General features: G+C 53.5%; 23 protein-coding genes. 22 read left to right on the forward strand and 1 reads right to left on the reverse strand.

The window, feature by feature from the left end:
* The first annotated feature begins 161 nt into the window (after positions 1-161).
* The 9 genes from miaB to WFL93_RS03750 all read left to right on the forward strand — a co-directional run bounded on the left by miaB (position 162) and on the right by WFL93_RS03750 (position 9,467).
* Positions 162-1,586, forward strand: a complete 1,425-nt coding sequence (gene miaB, locus WFL93_RS03710; protein WP_049850897.1) for a tRNA (N6-isopentenyl adenosine(37)-C2)-methylthiotransferase MiaB — start codon at positions 162-164, stop codon at positions 1,584-1,586.
* 207 nt (positions 1,587-1,793) lie between these two features.
* Complete coding sequence (locus WFL93_RS03715; RefSeq protein WP_049850896.1) at positions 1,794-2,867, forward strand: PhoH family protein; 1,074 nt, start codon at positions 1,794-1,796, stop codon at positions 2,865-2,867.
* A complete protein-coding gene (gene ybeY / locus WFL93_RS03720) occupies positions 2,864-3,337 on the forward strand; it encodes an rRNA maturation RNase YbeY (RefSeq protein ID WP_336777262.1) in 474 nt (157 codons plus the stop codon). Before WFL93_RS03715 ends, ybeY begins: the two co-directional genes overlap by 4 nt.
* 82 nt (positions 3,338-3,419) lie before the next feature.
* Complete coding sequence (corC, locus tag WFL93_RS03725) at positions 3,420-4,301, forward strand: CNNM family magnesium/cobalt transport protein CorC (protein WP_049850895.1); 882 nt, start codon at positions 3,420-3,422, stop codon at positions 4,299-4,301.
* 4 nt (positions 4,302-4,305) lie between these two features.
* The gene (lnt, locus tag WFL93_RS03730) at positions 4,306-5,832 is read left to right on the forward strand and encodes an apolipoprotein N-acyltransferase (protein WP_336777263.1); all 1,527 of its coding nucleotides are present in this window, start codon (positions 4,306-4,308) and stop codon (positions 5,830-5,832) included.
* Positions 5,833-6,268: 436 nt separating this feature from the next.
* A complete protein-coding gene (locus tag WFL93_RS03735) occupies positions 6,269-7,162 on the forward strand; it encodes a glutamate/aspartate ABC transporter substrate-binding protein (protein WP_007890687.1) in 894 nt (297 codons plus the stop codon).
* Positions 7,163-7,323: 161 nt separating this feature from the next.
* The gene (locus tag WFL93_RS03740; RefSeq protein ID WP_336777264.1) at positions 7,324-8,064 is read left to right on the forward strand and encodes an amino acid ABC transporter permease; all 741 of its coding nucleotides are present in this window, start codon (positions 7,324-7,326) and stop codon (positions 8,062-8,064) included.
* Positions 8,064-8,741 carry a glutamate/aspartate ABC transporter permease GltK gene (gene gltK / locus WFL93_RS03745; protein WP_007890689.1) on the forward strand — a complete coding sequence of 226 codons (678 nt, stop codon included), beginning with the start codon at positions 8,064-8,066 and terminating at the stop codon, positions 8,739-8,741. The genes WFL93_RS03740 and gltK overlap by 1 nt, the downstream gene beginning before the upstream one ends.
* Entirely contained in the window at positions 8,742-9,467 is a 726-nt protein-coding gene (locus WFL93_RS03750; RefSeq protein ID WP_007890690.1) for an amino acid ABC transporter ATP-binding protein, read from the forward strand.
* An 85-nt stretch (positions 9,468-9,552) separates the two neighbouring features.
* On the opposite strand, the gene WFL93_RS03755 is transcribed toward WFL93_RS03750, so the two are convergent.
* The gene (locus tag WFL93_RS03755; RefSeq protein WP_007890691.1) at positions 9,553-10,035 is read right to left on the reverse strand and encodes a zinc ribbon-containing protein; all 483 of its coding nucleotides are present in this window, start codon (positions 10,033-10,035) and stop codon (positions 9,553-9,555) included.
* Between the two features lie 223 nt (positions 10,036-10,258).
* Between WFL93_RS03755 and leuS the strand changes: the two genes are divergently transcribed.
* From leuS to lipA, 13 genes are all read left to right on the forward strand, one after another.
* Positions 10,259-12,841 carry a leucine--tRNA ligase gene (leuS, locus tag WFL93_RS03760; protein ID WP_336777265.1) on the forward strand — a complete coding sequence of 861 codons (2,583 nt, stop codon included), beginning with the start codon at positions 10,259-10,261 and terminating at the stop codon, positions 12,839-12,841.
* Between the two features lie 14 nt (positions 12,842-12,855).
* Entirely contained in the window at positions 12,856-13,455 is a 600-nt protein-coding gene (lptE, locus tag WFL93_RS03765) for an LPS assembly lipoprotein LptE (protein ID WP_049850892.1), read from the forward strand.
* Entirely contained in the window at positions 13,452-14,483 is a 1,032-nt protein-coding gene (gene holA / locus WFL93_RS03770) for a DNA polymerase III subunit delta (protein WP_336777266.1), read from the forward strand. The genes lptE and holA overlap by 4 nt, the downstream gene beginning before the upstream one ends.
* Positions 14,476-15,120: a nicotinate-nucleotide adenylyltransferase gene (gene nadD, locus WFL93_RS03775; RefSeq protein ID WP_336777267.1), complete on the forward strand. Its 645-nt coding sequence runs from the start codon at positions 14,476-14,478 to the stop codon at positions 15,118-15,120. The genes holA and nadD overlap by 8 nt, the downstream gene beginning before the upstream one ends.
* A 91-nt stretch (positions 15,121-15,211) precedes the next feature.
* Positions 15,212-15,529: a ribosome silencing factor gene (gene rsfS, locus WFL93_RS03780; RefSeq protein ID WP_007890696.1), complete on the forward strand. Its 318-nt coding sequence runs from the start codon at positions 15,212-15,214 to the stop codon at positions 15,527-15,529.
* Positions 15,530-15,532: 3 nt separating this feature from the next.
* On the forward strand, positions 15,533-16,003 hold the full coding sequence (gene rlmH / locus WFL93_RS03785; protein ID WP_007890697.1) for a 23S rRNA (pseudouridine(1915)-N(3))-methyltransferase RlmH: 471 nt from the start codon (positions 15,533-15,535) through the stop codon (positions 16,001-16,003).
* Between the two features lie 34 nt (positions 16,004-16,037).
* Positions 16,038-17,942 carry a peptidoglycan DD-transpeptidase MrdA gene (mrdA, locus tag WFL93_RS03790; protein WP_007890698.1) on the forward strand — a complete coding sequence of 635 codons (1,905 nt, stop codon included), beginning with the start codon at positions 16,038-16,040 and terminating at the stop codon, positions 17,940-17,942.
* 8 nt (positions 17,943-17,950) lie between these two features.
* Entirely contained in the window at positions 17,951-19,063 is a 1,113-nt protein-coding gene (gene mrdB / locus WFL93_RS03795; RefSeq protein ID WP_036621577.1) for a peptidoglycan glycosyltransferase MrdB, read from the forward strand.
* Between the two features lie 10 nt (positions 19,064-19,073).
* The gene (rlpA, locus tag WFL93_RS03800; RefSeq protein WP_336777268.1) at positions 19,074-20,168 is read left to right on the forward strand and encodes an endolytic peptidoglycan transglycosylase RlpA; all 1,095 of its coding nucleotides are present in this window, start codon (positions 19,074-19,076) and stop codon (positions 20,166-20,168) included.
* Between the two features lie 118 nt (positions 20,169-20,286).
* A complete protein-coding gene (dacA, locus tag WFL93_RS03805; protein WP_007890701.1) occupies positions 20,287-21,498 on the forward strand; it encodes a D-alanyl-D-alanine carboxypeptidase DacA in 1,212 nt (403 codons plus the stop codon).
* Between the two features lie 96 nt (positions 21,499-21,594).
* Positions 21,595-21,858: a DUF493 family protein YbeD gene (ybeD, locus tag WFL93_RS03810; RefSeq protein WP_007890702.1), complete on the forward strand. Its 264-nt coding sequence runs from the start codon at positions 21,595-21,597 to the stop codon at positions 21,856-21,858.
* Between the two features lie 69 nt (positions 21,859-21,927).
* Positions 21,928-22,578, forward strand: coding sequence for a lipoyl(octanoyl) transferase LipB (gene lipB, locus WFL93_RS03815; protein WP_336777269.1), 651 nt, complete (start codon positions 21,928-21,930; stop codon positions 22,576-22,578).
* A gap of 176 nt (positions 22,579-22,754) precedes the next feature.
* Positions 22,755-23,720, forward strand: a complete 966-nt coding sequence (gene lipA / locus WFL93_RS03820) for a lipoyl synthase (RefSeq protein WP_007890704.1) — start codon at positions 22,755-22,757, stop codon at positions 23,718-23,720.
* Positions 23,721-23,728: the final 8 nt, after the last annotated feature.

Below are 23,728 nucleotides of genomic sequence, written 5' to 3' on the forward strand. Positions count from 1 at the left end.
GCCGTGAGACCTTACAGCATCACGTTGATAGCTAAAGTGTACCGGAAATTCGTCATTCGATGCGACGTGCATGCGTGAAGTATGCAGGGTTAGCTGGTCACAGCTGCAGCGAGGCATTACAATACGCGCCCTGCACTTCGCGTTAACCAATGGCTAGTTCGATGACCAAAAAACTGCATATTAAAACCTGGGGCTGTCAGATGAATGAGTATGATTCATCGAAGATGGCCGATCTGCTGAACAGTACGCACGGCTATACCCTCACTGAGGCAGCTGAAGAAGCGGACGTTCTGCTGCTCAACACCTGCTCAATTCGTGAAAAAGCGCAGGAGAAGGTTTTTGCACTGTTAGGCCGTTGGAAAAAGCTGAAAGCCGATAATCCCGAGGTGATCATAGGGGTGGGTGGCTGTGTAGCCTCGCAGGAAGGTGAACGTCTGCGTCAACGCGCCAGTTACGTTGATATCGTGTTTGGTCCACAAACGTTGCATCGCCTGCCGGAGATGATCAACACCGTACGCGGCAGTAAAAGCCCAATCGTAGACATCAGCTTCCCGGAAATCGAAAAATTTGACCGCCTGCCCGAACCGCGCGCAGATGGCCCAACCGCGTTTGTTTCCATCATGGAAGGCTGCAACAAATACTGCACTTTCTGCGTAGTGCCTTACACCCGCGGTGAGGAAGTAAGCCGTCCAAGCGACGATATTCTGCTTGAGGTCGCCCAGTTGGCCGCTCAGGGCGTACGAGAAGTTAACCTGCTGGGCCAGAACGTCAATGCCTATCGCGGTGCCACCTTTGATGGCGATATCTGTACCTTTGCTGAATTGCTGCGCTTAGTGGCGGCAATCGACGGCATTGACCGTATTCGCTTCACCACCAGCCATCCGATTGAATTTACCGATGACATTATCGAGGTCTATCGTGATACTCCCGAGCTGGCAAGTTTCCTGCATCTGCCCGTCCAAAGTGGCTCGGATCGTATCCTGACCCTGATGAAGCGTGCTCACACCGCACTGGAGTACAAAGCGATTATTCGCAAGCTGAAAGCGGCGCGTCCGGATATCCAGCTGAGCTCTGATTTCATCATCGGCTTCCCGGGTGAGACACAGCAGGACTTCGAGCAGACCATGAAGCTGGTGGGCGAAGTGAATTTCGATGTGAGCTTCAGCTTTATCTACTCGATGCGCCCAGGCACGCCAGCGGCCGATCTGCCAGATGATGTGTCGGAAGAGGAGAAAAAGCAGCGTCTCCACATCCTGCAAGACCGCATCAATCAACAGGTAATGGCGTGGAGCCGCCGCATGTTGGGCACTACGCAGCGCGTACTGGTCGAAGGAATTTCACGCAAGAATGTGATGGAGCTGACCGGTCGTACCGATAACAACCGCGTAGTGAATTTCGAAGCGCCGGTTGAAATGATCGGTAAGTTTGTTGATGTTGAAATTGTTGATGTCTACGCCAGCTCACTGCGTGGCGTGCTGGTGCGCACCGAAGAGCAAATGGCGCTGCGTGTAGCAGAGAGTCCAGCGTCGGTGATTGCCCGTACCCGCAAAGAGAACGAAATCGGCGTTGGTCTGTTCCAGCCTTGAAACCTCAAACGTTGAGCGATAGCGCACAAAGCGCTATCGCCTGTTTCATCCTGTCGCCCTTGCTTTCCGCAGACGCTGCCCAAATATCGCTTCTGAAGCTTGCGCCTATGCGCAGCGCCATAAATAATTCCATAAAGATGCTGAACGCTTTGATGCCAGCATCCGGCACACCTTTTCAACTGGCCCTGAGTGACCTTAAGGATTCATTTGAATATCGAAACGCGTGAAATAGCCCTTGAACCGGCAGATAACCAACGACTGATGAGCTTGTGCGGTCCGATGGATGATAATGTGAAGCAGCTAGAGCGCCGTTTGGGCCTAGAAATCAAACGTCGCGACAACCTGTTCACGCTGACTGGACGCTCGCTGTGCGTGGACGCTGCCGTGAATATCCTGCGTACCCTGTACGTTGATACCGCCCCGATGCGTGGTCAGATTAAAGATATCGAACCGGACCAGATTCACCTGGCGATCAAAGAGAGCCGTGTACTGGAACAAAGCGCTGAGAGCGTGCCGGAATTCGGTAAAGCGGTGAATATCAAAACCAAGCGCGGCGTGATCAAACCGCGCACGCCTAACCAGGCACAATACATCGCTAACATTTTCGCGCACGACATCACTTTTGGTATTGGCCCGGCCGGTACTGGTAAAACCTATCTGGCGGTGGCTGCCGCGGTGGATGCGTTGGAACGTCAGGAGATTCGTCGTATTTTGCTGACGCGTCCGGCGGTGGAAGCCGGTGAAAAACTCGGCTTCCTGCCCGGCGACCTCAGCCAGAAAGTGGACCCCTATTTGCGTCCACTCTACGACGCGCTGTTCGAAATGCTCGGCTTTGAGCGTGTAGAGAAACTGATTGAGCGTAACGTCATCGAAGTCGCTCCGCTGGCCTACATGCGCGGACGCACGCTGAACGACGCCTTCGTCATTCTTGATGAGAGCCAGAACACCACCATCGAGCAGATGAAAATGTTCCTGACGCGTATCGGCTTCAATTCCAAAGCGGTGATTACCGGTGATATAACGCAGATTGACTTGCCGCGTAGCACCAAATCCGGCTTGCGCCACGCCATTGAAGTGCTGGCAGAAGTCGATGAGATCAGCTTTAACTTTTTCCACAGCGAAGACGTGGTGCGTCATCCGGTTGTCGCACGCATCGTGAATGCTTATGAAGCCTGGGAAACCGCCGATCAGAAACGCCGTGATCAACAGGCAGAAGAGCGCAAACGCGAAGCTATCGCGGCTCAGCTTGCCACCCAAACCAGCCCGCAGGAGCGTTCATGAGCGCGGTGATTTTAGACTTACAGCTGGCCTGCGCCGATGAAAACCATCTGCCTGCGGAGCGCGATTTTCAACGCTGGCTGGAAGCGGCGGTAACACCCTTTCAGCCGGAAAGCGAAGTCACTGTTCGCCTGGTGGATGAGGCGGAGAGTAATGAGCTTAATCTGACTTATCGCGGCAAAGATAAGCCGACGAACGTGCTCTCTTTCCCGTTTGAAGCCCCACCGGGAATTGAGTTACCGCTACTGGGCGATCTGATCATTTGCCGCCAGGTTGTCGAGCAAGAGGCTGCTGAACAAGGTAAAACCGTTGAAGCGCATTGGGCGCATATGGTTGTGCACGGTACGCTGCATCTGCTGGGGTACGACCATATCGAAGATGAAGAAGCCGAAGAGATGGAGGCGCTGGAGACCGAGATAATGCTTGCTCTTGGTTATCCTGATCCGTACATTTCGGAGAAAGAAGACGCCTGAGCCGTTGGTTCAGGTTATTGCGCTGCTGGCGCGGATGCCGGCAGCCCCAATCCCTCATTAGAGAGAACGAAATAAAAACGCCATGAGCGACGACCATTCTCAAAACAGCGACGCACCCAGTAGTAAAAAGGGATTTTTCTCCCTGCTAATCAACCAACTGTTTCACGGTGAGCCAAAAAACCGTGATGAACTGCTGGGGTTAATCCGCGATTCTGAGCAGAAAGAGCTGATCGACCAGGATACCCGCGACATGCTCGAAGGGGTGCTGGATATTGCCGAACAGCGCGTGCGGGACATCATGATCCCACGCTCACAAATGATCACCCTGAAACGCAACCAAACTCTGGAAGAGTGCCTGGCGGTGATTATTGAATCTGCGCATTCACGTTTCCCGGTGATCAGCGAAGACAAAGATCATGTTGAAGGCATTTTGATGGCCAAAGACCTGCTGCCGTTTATGGCGAGCGCGTCTGAGCCGTTCAGCATGGAAAAGGTGCTGCGCACCGCCGTGGTGGTGCCTGAAAGCAAGCGCGTTGACCGCATGCTAAAAGAGTTCCGCTCGCAGCGTTATCACATGGCAATTGTCATTGATGAATTTGGTGGCGTCTCTGGTCTGGTGACCATCGAGGATATTCTTGAGCTGATTGTTGGCGAAATTGAAGATGAGTATGACGATGAAGAAGGTCGTGATATTCGCCAGCTCAATCGTTACACCTACACCATGCGTGCTTTAACGCAAATTGAAGATTTTAACGAAGTCTTTGGCACCGATTTCAGCGATGACGAAGTCGATACCATTGGCGGATTGGTCATGCAGGGATTCGGCCACCTTCCCGCTCGCGGCGAAAGTATTGTCATTGATGGTTATCAGTTCAAAGTCGCAATGGCTGACAGCCGCCGTATTATCCAGGTGCATGTAAAAATTCCGGAAGACTCACCCCAACCGCAACTGGAAGACGAATAATTTTATGGCTTTAGCCTCTCTTTACTCGCAGCAGCGGGTACGCCTGCTGCTGGCGTTAATTATGGGTGCCATTGGCACCCTTTCCTTTTCTCCCTACGATTTCTGGCCCGCTGCGTTAATTTCGCTGTTTGGTCTGCAGCTGTTGCTGCTGGAACGCCGCACTGCACAGGCGGCGGCCATCGGCTTCGTCTGGGGATTTGGACTGTTTGGTAGCGGCATCAACTGGGTCTACGTCAGCATTGCCACATTCGGTGGCATGCCCGGCCCGGTTAACATCTTCCTGGTGATTCTGCTGGCGGCCTATCTGTCGCTTTATCCGCTGCTGTTCGCCAGCTTACTTAACCGTTTCTGGCCACGCGCAACGCTATGGCGTTTGGCGTTGGCAGCACCGGCTTTATGGCAAGTTAGCGAATTCCTGCGCGGCTGGGTTCTCACCGGCTTTCCGTGGCTGCAGTTTGGCTACAGCCAGATTGACGGCCCGCTGAAGGGGTTAGCGCCGTTAGCCGGGGTAGAAACCATTACCTTCCTGCTGATGGTTATCGCTGGCCTGCTGGTTCACGCGTTACATCACCGCACGGTAAAAAGTTTAATAGCCGCCGCGTTACTGCTGTTGCTGCCGTGGCCACTGCGCATGCTGCAGTGGTATCAGCCGCTGCCGGAACGTAGTGTTGATGTCGCCATGGTGCAAGGCAACATTCCACAGTCGATGAAGTGGGATCCCCAGCAGTTACTGAATACGCTGCGCGTCTACACCTCATACAGCCAGCCGTTTATCGGTAAAGCACCGATCATCATCTGGCCGGAATCAGCGATTACCGATCTGGAAAGCAACCAGCAGCCGTTTCTGCGTGCGCTGGATGCTAAGCTGCGCGCGCGTGGCAGTTCACTGATTACCGGTATCGTGGATTCGCGCGTGGAAGGTGATCATCGCTATCACGACTATAACTCAGTCATTGTATTGGGTGGCGAACAGCCTTACAGCTATCAAAGCCAGAACCGTTATCAGAAAAACCATCTGGTACCCTTTGGTGAATTTGTACCGCTGGAGGAGCTGCTGCGGCCATTAGCTCCATTCTTCGATCTCCCGATGTCATCCTTTAGCCGTGGCGCCTATGTTCAGCCGCAGCTGAAAGTGTCGGGTTATAACCTAACCAGCGCTATCTGCTATGAGATCGTGCTGGGGGAACAGGTTCGAGCCAACTTCCGTCCGGATACCAATTTCTTGTTGACGGTCTCTAACGATGCCTGGTTCGGCCATTCGATCGGGCCATGGCAGCATTTCCAGATGGCGCGCATGCGTGCGCTGGAGCTGGGACGTCCGCTGCTGCGTTCCACCAACAATGGCGTTACCGCGGTAGTAAACGCCAACGGCGAGGTGGAGAAGGAGCTGCCACAGTTCACGCGCGACGTTATGGAAGCCAAAGTGACACCAACCCGCGGTGAAACACCGTATGCCAAAGCGGGTATCTGGCCAGTATGGATTCTGACGTTGATTGGCATCGTGGTAGCGATTTTGCGCCGTCGTCACTAATCCGGTTGCTGTCACGACAGGCGAAGTAAACACTTCGCCTGTTTTATCCGCTGTTTTCTCTCTCTTCCGCCCCGCTTTCCCCGATTCTCTGCTGTCTTTTTACAGATATTCATCGTGCTGGCACGATCATTGCTATTTATTTCAGTGATTTTCGCAAACATTGGCTTTTGTCAGCGTATTGCAACCTTCACGCACTAATTTGTGGCATTGATGTGCACTCTGTTAGCGCATCAGGAAATTTTTGCCTTTTATTGGTGCGGAGCGGCTCGCAAAAAAGAAACTTTTTTGTTTCATTGCGTTAACAATTCGCTATGTTAATCACTATCCTGCGTGCAGTTGCGCCATGGGATAACTAAAAAAGCAGCACGAAATACACACAACATCACAATCTGCGCAGTTTATGTTCTGCGCGACATCCATACGAAGGAGTTGGAACATGCAGATACGCAAAGTGGCATTATCTCTTTTGCTGTTGGGAGCAGCAGCGGGAGCGGCCCAGGCGGAAGATCTCACCGGTACCCTGAAAAAAATCAATGATAGCGGCGTGATCGTCGTTGGGCATCGTGAGTCGTCAGTTCCCTTTTCTTACTATGACAACCAGCAAAAAGTGGTTGGCTATTCACAGGATTATTCTAACGCCATTATTGCCGCCATTAAGGCCAAGCTGAATAAGCCGGATCTGCAGATTAAAATGCTGCCTATTACCTCACAGAACCGTATTCCACTGTTGCAGAACGGCACTTACGATTTTGAGTGTGGTTCTACCACCAACAACCTTGAGCGTCAGAAACAAGCGGCTTTCTCTGACACCGTGTTCATCATCGGTACGCGTCTGCTGGTGAAAAAAGGCGGCGACATCAAAGATTTCGATGATCTGAAAGGCAAAACCGTTGTGGTGACTTCAGGTACCACCTCTGAAGTGCTGCTGCACAAGCTGAACGATGAGAAGAAAATGGATATGCGCATCATCAGCGCAAAAGACCATGGTGATTCTTTCCGTACGCTGGAGACCGGTCGTGCTGTGGCCTTCATGATGGATGATGCGCTGCTGGCGGGTGAACGTGCGAAGGCCAAGAAGCCTGACAACTGGGATATCGTTGGCACGCCGCAGTCGAAAGAAGCTTACGGCTGCATGCTGCGTAATCAGGATCCCCAGTTCAAACAGCTGATGGATGAAACTATTGCCAAGGCGCAGACCTCGGGCGAGGCGTCAAAATGGTTTGAAACCTGGTTCAAACAGCCAATTCCACCGAAAAATCTGAACCTGAACTTCGAACTTTCAAGTGACATGCAGGCCCTGTTCAAAGCACCGAACGATAAAGCCCTCTGAATTAACAACGACAACAAGGGCAGCCCCGCTGCCCTCTCGATTGCTGAACATGCGGTGCGGACAGACAGACTGTAACAGGCCGTTCCCCTGAAGCAGGACGTAAGACACCGCTCAACAATCTTATGGGTAGCCTCGCTACCCTTTTTTTACCGGAGCTCGTTATGGGTATCGATTGGAACTGGGGCATTTTTCTTGAACAGGCCCCGTTCGGCAATACGACTTACCTTGGCTGGCTGTGGTCCGGATTTCAGGTCACCATTGCGGTGTCCTGCTGCGCCTGGATTATCGCCTTCCTGGTAGGTTCCTTCTTTGGCATTCTGCGTACCGTGCCCAACCGCCTGCTGGCGACGATTGGCACCTGCTACGTAGAACTGTTCCGTAACATCCCGCTGATTGTGCAGTTCTTCTTCTGGTATCTGGTGGCGCCAGAGCTGGTCGGGGAAAACCTTGGCATGTGGTTTAAAGCGGAGCTAGACCCCAATATTCAATTCTTCGTTTCATCCACGATTTGCCTTGGCTTGTTCACCGCAGCACGTGTCTGTGAGCAGGTGCGCGCGGCGATTCAGTCGCTACCAAGCGGTCAGAAAAATGCGGGCTTAGCGATGGGGCTGACACTGCCGCAAACCTATCGTTATGTGCTGCTGCCGAATGCATATCGCGTGATTGTACCGCCGATGACTTCGGAAATGCTCAACCTGGTGAAGAACTCGGCCATCGCCTCAACCATCGGTCTGGTGGATATGGCGGCGCAGGCGGGCAAGCTGTTGGATTACTCCGCCCATGCCTATGAATCCTTTACTGCCATCACCCTGGCGTACGTCGGCATTAACCTGGTGATCATGCTGATTATGAGTATGGTAGAACGCAAAATCCGCCTGCCTGGCAATATGGGAGGCAAATAATGTACGAGTTTGATTGGAGTTCGATTGTTCCCAGCCTGCCTTACTTATGGAATGGGTTGATCATTACCTTCAAGATCACTGCGATTGCCGTGGTATTTGGCATTATCTGGGGCACAATTTTGGCGGTGATGCGCTTGTCGCCGATTGCGCCGGTGCGCTGGTTTGCCAAGCTTTACGTCAACCTGTTCCGCTCCGTGCCGTTGGTGATGGTGCTGTTATGGTTCTATTTGGTCGTGCCCGCGTTCCTGCAACAGGTGTTGGGCTTATCGCCTAAATCGGATATTCGCCTGATCTCCGCCATGGTGGCATTTGCGTTATTTGAGGCTGCGTACTATTCGGAAATTATCCGCGCGGGCATCCAGAGCATCTCGCGCGGTCAATCCAACGCCGCACTGGCGCTGGGCATGACGCATTGGCAATCGATGAAATTGATCGTGCTGCCGCAGGCGTTCCGCGCCATGGTGCCGCTGTTGCTGACGCAAGGTATTGTCCTGTTCCAGGATACCTCGCTGGTGTATGTATTGAGCCTGGCTGACTTCTTCCGCACCGCCTCTACCATTGGTGAGCGCGACGGAACCCAGGTTGAAATGATTTTGTTTGCCGGTCTGGTCTACTTCGTGATCAGCCTGAGCGCTTCGCTGTTGGTTACCTATCTGAAAAGAAAAAGGACGGTTTAAATGATTAGCCTGAAAAATGTTTCGAAGTGGTATGGGCACTTTCAGGTGCTGACCGACTGCTCCACCGAAGTAAAAAAAGGTGAAGTGGTGGTGGTCTGCGGTCCGTCTGGCTCAGGTAAATCAACGCTGATTAAAACCGTCAACGGTCTGGAGCCGATTCAAAAAGGCAGCATTCAGGTGACCGGCACCGAAGTGAATAACAAAAAAACCAACCTCGCCCAGTTGCGTAGCAAAGTGGGCATGGTGTTTCAGCACTTCGAACTGTTCCCACATCTCAGCATCATTGAGAATCTGACGCTGGCGCAGGTTAAGGTGCTGAAGCGGGATAAAGCAGCATCGCGCGAGAAAGCGCAGAACCTACTAAAACGCGTTGGGCTGGCAGCGCACGCCGATAAATTTCCGGGGCAGCTTTCCGGTGGTCAGCAGCAGCGCGTAGCGATTGCCCGTGCATTGTGCATGGATCCGGTAGCAATGCTGTTTGATGAGCCGACGTCTGCGCTCGATCCAGAAATGATCAACGAAGTGTTAGACGTAATGGTTGAGTTAGCGAATGAAGGTATGACCATGATGGTGGTGACGCATGAAATGGGCTTTGCGCGTAAAGTCGCTAACCGCGTGATCTTTATGGATGAAGGGAAAATTATTGAAGACACCAATAAGGATGACTTCTTTAACAATCCGCAATCCGACCGCGCTAAAGACTTCCTGGCGAAGATTCTGCACTAATTAGCGCAATAAAATGCGCCGCTACGATAAGTGCTCGTACCCGTAGCGGCGCGATTCATCGCGCGGGGGTTATTAGTTCATAAAATCAGGGTTCAAACGGCTGGCGCTGGAACTGATCGTGCCCGCACTCCGGGCAGCGCGTTAAGCTCTCTGGCGTATAAATCGCCCGCGTGAAGCCGCACTTCTCGCAGACTAAATTCCCCAAGCCGACCACTTCACCGCTCTGGTAAACGCCGTGATGACGGAGATCCTGAAACACTTCGCGCCACTCTAACTGGCTTTTATCAGTGATATCCGCCAGTTCTTTCCACAGGCTCTCACGAATCACCCGCAAAAACACCGAATCGCCGACCACATCAGAAGATTCCTGATAGCTCAGCGCAAACTCATGCAAATCGCGCCGTACGGCACGCATCACTTCATTCACCTCGGCGGGCGACAGCGTCTTCTTCGCCAGCAAACTTTGCCGTGCCTCCGCGACCAGTGCATCAACATCACGCTCGCCATGATCCAAACGTTGGGATAATGCTTCAATCGTTGCACGGTATTCCTGCGCCACGTTATTCATTTTGTTCTCCTTTCCGCTACGGGTGCTGCAGTTAAGTTTAGCTGCTTTGGCACATTTGCAGCGCTGACAACGAGAGAAATCACAAAAGGGTGAAAGCGGCGGCGCATTCAGCAGAAATCCGGTTTGCAGGGGCGTGAAAAGTTGTTGAGGCGCAGCCTTATGGGTATGCTATGCGGATCTATGCTTAGCGATTTTCGATTTTCACAAAGGACCACAGGCAGCCATGCAAGAGCAATACCGCCCGGAAGAGATAGAAACCCGCGTCCAACAACACTGGGACGAAAACGAAACCTTTAAAGTGACCGAGCAGGAAGGTAAAGAGAAGTATTACTGCCTGTCCATGCTGCCCTATCCTTCTGGTCGCCTACACATGGGCCACGTGCGTAACTACACCATTGGCGATGTGATTGCGCGTTACCAGCGCATGCTTGGCAAAAACGTGTTGCAACCCATCGGTTGGGATGCATTTGGTCTGCCGGCGGAAGGCGCCGCGGTGAAAAATAACACTGCCCCTGCACCGTGGACTTACGACAACATCGCCTATATGAAGAACCAGCTGAAACTGCTGGGCTTTGGCTACGACTGGAGCCGTGAACTGGCGACCTGCCAGCCAGAATACTACCGCTGGGAGCAGTGGTTCTTCACTAAGCTGTATGAAAAAGGCATGGTCTATAAGAAGACCTCTGCGGTGAACTGGTGCCCGAACGATCAGACGGTGCTGGCCAACGAGCAGGTTATTGATGGCTGCTGCTGGCGTTGCGACACCAAAGTTGAGCGCAAAGAGATCCCGCAGTGGTTTGTGAAAATCACCGCTTATGCGGAAGAGCTGCTCAACGATCTTGATACGCTTGAAGATTGGCCGGAACAGGTCAAAACCATGCAGCGTAACTGGATTGGCCGTTCAGAAGGCGTGGAAATCACCTTTGATGTGGTTAATAGCGCTGAGAAGCTGACCGTTTACACCACGCGTCCAGACACCTTCATGGGTGCAACTTATTTGGCTGTTGCCGCAGGTCACCCGCTGGCACAGCAAGCTGCCGCCACGAATCCCGCTTTGGCTGAATTCATTGATGAATGCCGTACCACCAAAGTCGCCGAAGCAGACATGGCAACGATGGAGAAGAAAGGCGTGGCCACCGGCCTGTCTGCAATCCATCCGTTGACCGGTGAAGAGATCCCGGTGTGGGTCGCTAACTTCGTGCTGATGGAATACGGCACCGGTGCGGTAATGGCCGTTCCAGGTCACGATCAGCGTGACTGGGAGTTCGCCACCAAATACAACCTGAACATTAAGCCTGTCGTGCTGAACCTCGACGGTTCCGAGCCGGATCTGAGTGCCGCAGCGATGACCGAGAAAGGCTCGCTGTTCAACTCTGGCGAGTACAACGGTTTGGATCATCAGGCGGGCTTTAATGCTATCGCCGACGCGCTGGCTGCCAAAGGCGTCGGTGTGCGTAAAGTTAATTACCGTCTGCGCGACTGGGGCGTTTCCCGTCAGCGTTACTGGGGCGCACCGATTCCAATGGTGACGCTGGAAGATGGCACCGTCATGCCTACGCCAGAAGATCAGCTGCCGGTTATCCTCCCTGAAGACGTTGTCATGGATGGTATTACCAGCCCAATCAAAGCCGATCCTGAGTGGGCCAAAACTACCGTAAACGGCCAGCCAGCGCTACGTGAAACCGACACCTTTGACACCTTCATGGAGTCATCGTGGTATTACGCACGCTACACCTGCACCAATTACAACGAAGGCATGTTGGATCCGGCGGCAGCGAACTACTGGCTGCCGGTCGATCAGTATGTTGGCGGTATCGAACACGCCATCATGCACCTGCTGTACTTCCGTTTCTATCACAAGCTGCTGCGTGATGCGGGCCTGGTGAACTCGAATGAGCCGGCTAAACGCCTGCTGTGTCAGGGCATGGTTCTGGCCGATGCGTTCTACTATATCGGCGTGAACGGCGAGCGTAACTGGGTGTCTCCGGTAGACGTGACCGTTGAGCGCGATGAAAAAGGTCGCATTGTCAAAGCCACCGATACTGAAGGCCGTGAAGTGGTATACGCAGGCATGAGCAAAATGTCGAAGTCGAAAAATAACGGCATCGATCCACAGCTGATGGTTGAACGCTACGGTGCGGATACTGTACGCCTGTTCATGATGTTCGCTTCCCCGGCAGAGATGACGCTGGAGTGGCAGGAATCGGGCGTTGAAGGCGCCAACCGCTTCCTGAAGCGCGTGTGGAAGCTGGCTTACGAACATGTTGCCAAAGGCGCGACCGTTGCCCTGGACGTAAATGGCCTGAATGACGATCAGAAAGCGCTGCGTCGCGATCTGCACAAAACTATCGCCAAAGTGGCCGATGATGTGGGTCGTCGTCAGACGTTTAACACCGCTATCGCGGCTATCATGGAGCTGATGAACAAGCTGATCCGTGCGCCACAGGAAAGCGAACAAGATCGTGCACTGCTGCAGGAAGCACTGGTGGCGGTGACTCGTCTGCTTTATCCGTTTACCCCGCACGCCAGCTACGTGCTGTGGCAGGCGCTGGGCGGCGAAGGCAGCATTGACGAAGCGAACTGGCCGGTTGCCGATGAAGCCGCTATGGTGGAAGACTCGCTGCTGGTGGTGGTTCAGGTCAATGGCAAAGTGCGCGGCAGGATTACCGTTGCGCCGGATGCAACGCAGGAGCAGGTGCAGGCGCGTGCTGCACAGGAGCATTTGGTGGCAAAATATCTGGAAGGCGTCACCATTCGTAAAGTGATTTATGTCCCTGGCAAACTGCTTAACCTGGTTGTGGGTTAAGTTCAGGAGGAACTGTGCGACAACTGATTATCAGGCTGTTTGTTCTGCTTGCGGTAATGATTACCGCAGGCTGTGGTTTTCACCCGCGCGGCACCACGGCGGTGCCGAGTGAAATGAAAACGCTCATCGTCCAGACCGGCGATCCCTATGGTCCACTGGCGCGCGCCGTGCGCCAGCAGCTGCGTATCAACAATGTGAATATTGTTGAAGACAGTGATGAGGCTAGTGCTAAGTATCCAACGCTACGTCTTGGTTCAGCAAGGCAAGGACGAGATACTGCATCGGTGTTTATTAGCGGTACCACCGCGGAATATTCTCTGGTGATGACGGTGACGGCGCAGGTTCTGCTGCCGGGTAAAGGCATCTACCCGATTAGCACTACCGTGTATCGCTCTTTCTTCGACAACCCGAACGCCGCACTGGCGAAGGATGCCGAGCAAGATATGATTGTGCAAGAGATGCGTCAGCGTGCCGCCGAACAGTTAGTACGTAAACTGCTGACTGTGCATGCCGCACAGATAAATAACAAACAAACGTTGCCAGAGCCTGACGTGATTTTGCCGGGAGAAAACTCACCGGAAGTGTCATCTTCGTCAGCTACCAGTCTGCAATGATCAGGATTTATCCTGAACAACTGAGCGCGCAGCTTCGTGAGGGGCTGCGCGCCTGTTATTTTCTTACCGGCAACGAACCGCTGCTGATACAGGAAAGCGCGGATGCAATTCGTGTCACTGCAACAGCGCAAGGATTTGAAGAGCATTTCAGCGTCACTCTTGATGCACAAACTGACTGGGATGCGATCTTCGTCAGTTGCCAATCGCTTAGCCTGTTTACCCAACGCCAAACGCTAACCCTGCAGCTGCCGGAAAACGGCCCTAACGCCGCCATCGCCGAGCAGTTGGTGAAGCTGGCGACGTTGTTGCACAGCGATATTTTACTGGTGTTGCGGATGGCTAAGTTAACCAAAGCGCAGGAGAACAGCGCCTGGTTCAAAGCCCTGAGTGCGCATGCCGTGCTGGTGCCATGCCAAACGCCTGAGCAAGCACAGCTGCCGCGTTGGGTTGCCAGCCGTGCCAAAACGATGAAGCTCAGCGTCGATGATGCCGCAATCCAGCTGCTCTGCTACTGCTACGAAGGCAACCTGCTGGCATTGGCCCAAGCGCTGGAACGTTTATCGCTACTGTGGCCAGATGGCAAATTGACCTTGCCGCGCGTGGAAGCCGCGGTTAACGATGCCGCGCACTTTACCCCGTTTCACTGGGTTGATGCGCTACTGGCAGGGAAAAGTAAACGTGCCCAGCATATCCTGTATCAGCTGGAGAAAGAGGACAGCGAAGTCGTTATTCTGCTGCGTACGCTACAGCGCGATTTGCTGACCTTATTGCACCTGCAGCGTAATCAGGCGAAACAAGCACTGCGTACGTTGATGGATCAGCAACGAATCTGGCAAAACCGCCGCGCACTGTTTACCGAAGCACTACAGCGTCTTGATGCACGTCGTTTGCAGCGTGCGGTGCAGCTGCTGGCAGAGCTGGAGCTCAGCATGAAGCAGGATTACGGGCAAAATCTATGGCCACAGCTGGAAACGCTGTCGCTGCTGCTGTGCCACCGCGATTTCCCCTTGAGCTTTACCGATGTCTAAACTCTATGCCCTGTTTGGCGGCACCTTCGATCCGATTCATTATGGTCATCTGCGCCCGGTAGAAGCTCTGGCACAGCAGGTCGGTTTGAAGAAGGTGACGCTTTTACCGAACAATGTGCCGCCGCATCGTCCGCAGCCTGAGGCCAGTGCGCAGCAGCGTGTTGAGATGTTGCGCTGTGCTATCGCTGACCGCCCCTTGTTTGATATCGATACACGCGAGCTGGAGCGTGAAACGCCCTCATGGACCGTCGCCACGCTGGAAGCACTGCGTGCCGAGCGCGGCGCAAAACAGCCCCTGGGGTTTATCATTGGTCAGGATTCTCTGCTAACGTTAGGCAAATGGCATCGCTGGCAGGAGTTGCTGTCGCTGTGTCATTTACTGGTTTGCCAACGTCCGGGTTACGCCACGCAAATGGACACGCCACAAATGCAGCAGTGGCTTGATGATCATCTTGCCGATGATGCGCAGCAGCTGCATCACTCACCCGCAGGAAAGATTTGGCTGGCTGATACGCCGCTCCTCAACATCTCAGCGACTGAGATTCGTCAACGTCGCCATGTGGGCGCTTCCTGCGCGGATTTACTGCCTGAGGCGGTCATCGGCTATATCAATAGCGTTGGCTTATATCGCAGCTAAAGGTGGCATGCTATACTGCGCCGCTTCATTTTCGGCTACCTTTCTCGAATCGCTAGCCCGTCCGTAATCACCTGTTTTTAAGGGGAACCTTTTGCAAGGTAAAGCACTCCAAGAGTTCGTTATTGATAAGATTGATGATCTCAAAGGCCAGAACATTATTGCTATTGATGTTCAGGGCAAATCCAGCATCACCGATTGCATGATTATTTGCACCGGTACTTCAACGCGTCACGTCGCCTCAATCGCCGATCACGTGGTACAGGAATCACGCGCTGCGGGTCTTAAGCCGCTCGGTGTTGACAGTAAAACTGCCTCTGATTGGGTGGTGGTTGACCTCGGTGACGTGATTGTACACGTGATGGAAGCAGAGAGCCGCCAGCTGTACGAGCTGGAAAAACTCTGGAGCTAAGCCTTGAAACTGCAGCTTGTGGCCGTCGGCACCAAAATGCCCGACTGGGTTCAGACCGGTTTCATGGAATATCTGCGCCGCTTCCCGAAGGATATGCCGTTTGAACTGACCGAAGTGACTGCCGGTAAACGCGGTAAGAACGCTGACATCAAACGCATTCTGGAAAAAGAAGGTGAAGCGATGCTGGCCGCGGTTGGCAAAGGCAATCGCATTGTTACGCTGGATATTCCAGGACAGCCGTGGGAAACCCCACAGCTGGCGCAGCAGCTGGAACGCTGGAAGCAGGATGGCCGAGATGTCAGTCTGTTGATCGGTGGTCCGGAAGGACTGGCGCCGGCATGTAAAGCGGCTGCCGAGCAAAGCTGGTCACTGTCAGCATTAACGTTGCCACATCCGCTGGTGCGTGTGCTGGTAGCGGAAAGCCTGTATCGTGCCTGGAGCATCACCACGAATCATCCTTATCATCGTGAATAAACGCCTGACAACCCCCAGACAATAGATGTAGCGGATGAAATTACAGAGCAACGCCTTTCGCGATTACACTGCCGAACAGAAACTCTTTGTCCGCCGAGCGTTGGTGGCGTTTTTTGGCATTCTGCTGCTCTCCAGCGTACTGGTGGTCAATATGTACCACCTGCAAATCCTGCGATTTGATGATTACAGCACCCGATCGAATGAAAACCGTATCAAGCTGGTGCCTGTGGCGCCGAGCCGCGGCATTATCTTCGATCGCAACGGCGTGCCGCTGGCGCTGAACCGCACCATCTATCAGGCTGAGCTAATGCCGGAAAAGGTCGAAGATCTTAAGCAGACGTTACAGAACCTGCGCCCGGTGTTAGATCTGACCGACGACGATATCGATGCCTTCGAAAAAGAGCGCAAACGTTCGCGACGCTTCACCTCTATTCCGGTAAAAATCGGTTTGAATGAGGTACAGGTGGCGCGTTTCGCGGTCAATCAGTACCGTTTTCCCGGCGTGGAAGTGAAAGGCTATCAGCGCCGCTACTATCCTTACGGGCAAACGCTAACGCACGTCGTTGGCTACGTATCGAAAATTAACGATCGCGACGTCACGCGCCTCGATCAGGAAGGCAAATGGCCAAACTACGCTGCAACGCATGATATCGGCAAGTTAGGCATTGAAAACTATTACGAAGATGTATTGCACGGCAAAACCGGTTATGAAGAGGTTGAAGTTAATAACCGCGGCCGCGTGATACGTCAGTTGCATGAGCAGTCACCGCAGGCTGGCCGAGATATCTACCTGACGGTTGATCTCAAACTGCAGCAGTATATCGAAACCTTACTGACCGGCAGCCGCGCGGCGGTCGTGGTCAGCGATCCGCGTACCGGTGAAATTCTCGCCTTGGTTTCGACTCCCAGCTACGACCCGAACCTGTTCGTCGACGGGATCACCAGCAAAGATTACAAAGCGCTGTTAAGCGACGAAAACCGTCCCCTGTATAACCGCGCGCTGCAAGCCTCCTATCCGCCCGCTTCCACCGTTAAACCTTACGTTGCGGTATCTGCTTTAAGCGCTGGCGTAATCAACCGCAATACCAGCCTATTCGATCCCGGCTGGTGGCAACTGCCAGGTTCAGAAAAGCGCTACCGTGACTGGAAAAAATGGGGCCACGGCCGCCTGAACGTCACGAAATCACTGGAAGAATCAGCGGATACGTTCTTTTACCAAGTCGCTTACGACATGGGCATCGATCGTCTGTCAGAATGGATGACCAAGTTCGGCTATGGGCACCGCACCGGTATCGACCTGCCGCAAGAGAGCGCGGGCAACATGCCAACGCGTGAATGGAAACTGAAGCGCTTTAAGAAACCGTGGTATCAGGGTGACACCATTCCCGTAGGGATTGGCCAGGGTTACTGGACCGCGACGCCGATACAAATGAACAAAGCGATGATGATTCTGATTAACGATGGCGTGATTAAAGTGCCGCATCTGCTGCGCGCGACCCGTGAAGGTCAGACCATGGTGCCGTATCGCCAGGTACCTGATGCGCCGATTGGCGACATTCATTCCGGCTACTGGGAAATTGCCAAAGATGGCATGTATGGCGTGGCCAACCGCGCCAACGGTACCGCGCATAAAAGCTTTGCCGATGCGCCCTACAAAATCGCGGCAAAATCGGGTACTGCGCAGGTCTTCGGCCTTAAAGAGAATGAGACCTATAACGCGCACAAGATTGCTGAGCGTCTGCGCGACCATAAATTAATGACCGCTTACGCCCCGTACGATAAGCCGCGCGTAGCAGTCACCATGATTCTGGAAAATGGCGGTGCGGGTCCGGCAGTGGGCACCGTGATGCGCCAGATTCTCGACCACATTATGTTAGGCGACAATAATACCGTGCTGCCAGAAGCGGCGCCGACGCCGCCCGGCTACGAAGGTGAATAAAGATGTCCATGAACGATAATCCGCAGAAAAGATCGATCTGGACGCGCATCCATATCGACCCGCTATTTATGCTGATCATTCTCAGCCTGCTAACGTACAGCGCTATCGTTATCTGGAGCGCCAGCGGACAGGATCCGGGCATGACCGAACGTAAATTCGGCCAGATTGCCATGGGCATTGTCATTATGCTGGTGCTGGCGCAGGTGCCGCCGCGCGTTTATGAAAGTTGGGCGCCCTACCTCTACATTGTCTGCGTGATATTGCTGATTGCGGTGGATGCCTTTGGCCATATCAGTAAAGGGGCGCAGCGCTGGCTCGACCTCGGCTTCGTGCGTTTTCAGCCCTCGGAAATCGCTAAGATTGCCGTGCCGCTGATGGTGGCGCGCTTTATCAACCGCGATGTTTGTCCGCCGACGCTAAAAAATACCGGTATCGCGTTAGTGCTGATTTTCATGCCCACGCTGTTAGTGGCGGCGCAGCCTGACCTGGGTACTTCTATTTTGATCGCCGCTTCAGGCCTGTTTGTGCTGTTCTTATCCGGCATGAGCTGGAAACTGATTGGCATTGCGGTGCTGCTGGTGGCGGCCTTTATCCCGATTCTGTGGTTCTTCCTGATGCACGATTATCAGCGCGACCGCGTCATGATGCTGCTGGACCCGGAAAGCGATCCGCTCGGTGCCGGATATCACATCATTCAATCAAAAATTGCCATCGGATCGGGGGGCTTGCGCGGTAAGGGTTGGCTGCACGGCACCCAATCGCAGCTGGAGTTTTTGCCTGAACGTCACACCGACTTTATCTTTGCCGTACTGGCGGAAGAGCTCGGCCTGGTTGGCGTGTTGTTATTGCTGGTACTCTATTTGCTGCTGATCATGCGCGGCTTGATCATCGCCGCGCGCGCGCAAACCACCTTTGGCCGCGTGATGGCCGGCGGTTTGATGCTGATTTTATTCGTTTATGTTTTCGTTAACATTGGCATGGTAAGTGGTATCTTACCGGTGGTTGGCGTACCGCTGCCGCTGGTCAGTTACGGCGGATCGGCATTGATTGTGTTAATGGCTGGATTTGGCATCGTGATGTCGATCCATACTCATCGAAAAATGTTATCTAAAAGCGTTTAAGAGGCTGCACATGCGTAAGGAATGGCTTGGGGTTGCACTGGCATCATTGGTACTGGCTGCCTGTTCCACACCGGAACCGCAAAATAATACTGCGCCCCCGCAACCGGCCTACAACGGCCCGGTAGTGGAAATTCCTGGCGTGGAACCGCGTTATGAACCGATCAATCCCTCTACCAGCCAGGATTACAGCGTCAACGGTAAAAATTACCGCGTGATTAAAGATCCGTCGAACTACAGCGAAGTCGGCTTGGCAACCTGGTATGGCGATGAAGCGCAAGGTAACCGTACCGCTATCGGAGAAACCTACGATCCGGAAGCCATGACGGCTGCGCACCCTACTTTGCCGCTGCCAAGCTATGTGCGCGTCACTAACATCGCTAATGGCCGCCAAATTGTGGTGCGTGTCAACGATCGCGGTCCTTACACGCCGGGCCGCATTATTGATCTGTCGCGCGCAGCGGGCGACCGCCTGAATATCTCCAACAATACCCGCGTACGAGTGGATTACATTAAAGTCGCGCCGGATGGTTCCGTTTCGGGTCCTGGCTCCATCGGTACTACCGTCGCTAAGCAGAGCTACGCCTTGCCCGCGCGTCCAGACCTCGGCGGTGGCATGGTGATGATGGGCGGTAGCGCCAATACTACGCCAGCGCCTGCCCCGCAAGATGTGCGCGCCGTTGATAACAGCACGCTGCAGAATAATGGCGACATGGGTGCGCCAGTCCAGAGTAGTGGTTTTCTCGGTGCGCCGCAGCCGTTAGCAAATGGCGTGCTCGAAGGCAACGAGCCTGCAGCGTCGCCAGCATCGACAACGCCTGTCGCCCCAACAGCGAGCGCCGCGCCGGCTACCCGCCAGAATGCCCATGCGGGCAGCGGTTATGTGGTACAGGTGGGTGCGATTAACGATCCGGTCCGCGCACGTCAACTGGCGGAAAGCCTTGGTAAGCGCTTTGGCGTGCCGGGTGCGGTTGAAGCGAATGGCAACGTCTATCGCATTCAGCTAGGTGGTTTTAACAGCCGCGCTGAAGCGGCGGCACTGCAGCAGCGCCTGAACACCGAAGCGCAAATGAGTTCATTTATCACCACTGCCCGCCCGTCAATGTAACGGTCAGTGACATTTCCTGCTGAAACTGATTTGCAAAGCAAGATGTCGCCCGATCGGGCGTTTGCTATAGTTAGGCACTTTTTTTCACTCTAAACCCACGGATGTTGTAGTCCTGAACATGAATACGCTGAAACCTTCTCGTTTTCTGAAACGCCTGACAGTGGGATCACTGATCGCCCTTTCTCTCAGCCATGTCGCTTTTGCGGACGATGTTAATCTTAAGACTATGATTCCGGGCGTACCGGACATTGATGCTGAAGCTTATGTGCTGATCGACTATAACTCCGGTAAAGTGCTGGCCGAAAAGAACGCCGATGCGCGTCGCGATCCGGCAAGTCTGACCAAAATGATGACCAGCTACGTGATTGGTCAGGCGGTCAAGGCCGGCAAAATCCATAACGATGATATCGTTACCGTCGGCAAAGATGCCTGGGCAACCGGTAATCCCGTATTTAAAGGTTCATCACTGATGTTCCTGAAGCCTGGCGATCGTGTACCGGTTTCACAGCTGACGCGCGGAATCGTGCTGCAATCGGGCAATGATGCCTGCGTTGCCATGGCTGACTATGTTGCGGGTAGCCAGGACGCGTTCGTTAACCTGATGAACAACTACGTTGGCGCGCTGGGCCTGAAAAATACCCACTTCCAAACCGTGCACGGTTTAGATGCTGAAGGCCAATATAGCTCCCCGCGCGATATGGCGTTGATCGGCCAGGCGCTGATCCGTGATGTGCCGGATGAGTACGCGGTTTACCGCGAAAAAGACTTCACCTTCAACAATATCCGCCAGACCAACCGTAACGGTTTACTGTGGGATACCAGCCTGAACGTCGACGGCATTAAAACCGGCCACACGGATGCAGCAGGCTACAACCTGGTGGCTTCTGCGACTGAAGGTCAGATGCGTTTGATCTCAGCGGTAATGGGTGGACGTACCTATAAAGGCCGCGAAACCGAGAGTAAAAAGCTGCTGACGTGGGGCTTCCGCTTCTTTGAAACCGTAGCGCCACTGAAAGCGGGTAAAGAGTTTGCCTCTGAGCCGGTGTGGTTCGGTAACAGCGATCGCGTGCAGCTGGGCGTGGAGAAAGATGCCTATCTGACCATCCCGCGTGGCCGCATGAAAGATCTGAAAGCCAGCTATGTGCTGAACAACACTGAACTGCACGCGCCGCTTCAGAAAAATCAAGTAGTTGGCAGCATCAACTTCCAGCTTGATGGTAAAACGGTTGAACAGCGTCCGCTGGTGGTGCTGAACGAAGTACAGGAAGGCGGTTTCTTCGGTCGCATTATTGATTACATCAAACTGATGTTCCACCACTGGTTCGGCTAAGGCGCGCTTGAAAAAACGCCAATTTGCCCCCAAATAAGCTACTATCTTTGCTCCCGCCTCGGCGGGAGCCTGTTTTTTAAGCACCGGAGTCAATGTATGAAAACCAAATTGAATGAACTGCTCGAATTCCCTACACCATTTACTTACAAAGTGATGGGTTTGGCGCAACCGGAGCTGGTTGATCAAGTGGTTGAAGTGGTGCAGCGCCACGCGCCAGGCGACTACAAGCCAGATATTAAGCCAAGCAGCAAAGGCAACTATCACTCAGTTTCAATTACCATCATCGCGACGCATATTGAGCAAGTTGAAACGCTCTATGAAGAGTTAGGCAACATCGAAATCGTACGTATGGTGCTGTAATTCTGGCGCTGGCAAAGTCCGCTTTGCCAGCGTTATACTCTGCGTTCCACTCTTTACCGGATCTTCGCTTTGTCAGCTAATACGCTTCTTGTTCGTCAACTCGGCCAGCGCGATTGGCAACCCATCTCCGATGCGATGCATCAATTCACCGATCAGCGTGACAGCCACTCTGCCGATGAAATCTGGTTGGTTGAACACCATCCGGTATTTACTCAAGGTCAGGCAGGCAAAGCCGAGCATTTGCTGATGCCGGGCGATATTCCGGTAGTGCAAAGCGATCGTGGCGGCCAGGTGACATATCATGGCCCAGGCCAACAAGTAATGTATGTGCTGATCGACGTTAAGCGCCGCAAAATGGGCGTACGTGAGCTGGTAACCGCCTTAGAAGAGACGGTGATTGCCACGCTAGCCGATTACGACATCAGCGCCCGTGCACGTCCTGATGCGCCAGGCGTTTATGTTGGTGATGAGAAGATTTGCTCGCTGGGGCTGCGCATCCGTAAAGGCTGTTCGTTTCACGGTCTGGCGCTTAATGTGTCGATGGATTTAGCCCCTTTTCTGCGTATCAACCCCTGCGGTTATGCCGGGATGCAGATGACGCAGTTAAGCCAGTTTCAGCCAGGCGTAACCCCCGCAGATGTACAACCACGTTTGGTACAACATTTCGCGCGCTTGACCGGATTTACCCAACTGGCATGGCAAAATGATGCCGCCGTTTGACCTTGTCTGTACGTGCGTATTTACAAAATTGTAACTTTTGCCTCGGCTTATCGGCTGCTTATGGGCAGATGAGATGATATAATTTTTGCCATATTTTCAAAAAAAGTTGAAAGCCTGGTTCTCAGTTTGAGTGAGGAAGCTTTCAAATCGCAATCCCGACCGGAACCTGCAGATTTATGAGTAAACCAATTCAGATGGAACGTGGCGTCAAATATCGCGATGCCGACAAGATGGCGCTAATCCCGGTGAAAACCGTGGTGGTAGAGCGTGAACAAATTCTGCGTAAGCCGGAATGGATGAAGATCAAACTGCCTGCGGATTCAAGCCGCATTCAGGGCATCAAAGCCGCGATGCGTAAAAATGGTCTGCACTCGGTGTGCGAAGAAGCCTCCTGCCCTAACCTCGCGGAATGTTTTAACCACGGCACGGCAACCTTTATGATCCTCGGTGCAATCTGTACTCGTCGCTGCCCATTCTGCGATGTGGCACATGGTCGTCCGAACATGCCCGATGCTAACGAGCCGCTGAAGCTGGCGCAAACCATCGCCGATATGGCGTTGCGTTATGTGGTCATCACCTCAGTGGATCGTGACGATCTGCGTGACGGCGGCGCTCAGCACTTTGCCGACTGTATCAGCGCGATTCGCGAAAAAAGCCCAACAATCAAAATTGAAACGCTGGTGCCAGACTTCCGTGGTCGTATGGATCGTGCGCTGGAAATCCTCAATGCCACGCCGCCGGATGTGTTTAACCACAACCTGGAGAACGTGCCGCGCGTTTACCGTCAGGTGCGTCCGGGCGCGAACTACGATTGGTCACTGAAACTGCTGGAGCGGTTCAAAGAAGCGCATCCGGAAATACCCACCAAATCGGGTTTGATGGTTGGCCTGGGTGAAACCAATGCCGAAATCATTGAAGTGATGCGCGATCTGCGTCGTCATGGCGTCACCATGCTGACGCTAGGCCAATATCTGCAGCCGAGTCGTCACCACTTGCCCGTACAGCGCTACGTAAGCCCGGCAGAGTTTGATGAAATGAAAGAAGAAGCGATGGCGATGGGCTTCACCCATGCAGCCTGCGGCCCATTCGTGCGCTCTTCTTATCATGCCGACATGCAGGCTAAAGGTATGGAAGTTAAGTAATTTCCTTT

Origin of the sequence: Pantoea sp. USHLN256 (genome assembly GCF_037149875.1) — a bacterium.
Taxonomy (GTDB): Bacteria; Pseudomonadota; Gammaproteobacteria; order Enterobacterales; family Enterobacteriaceae; genus Pantoea; species Pantoea nemavictus.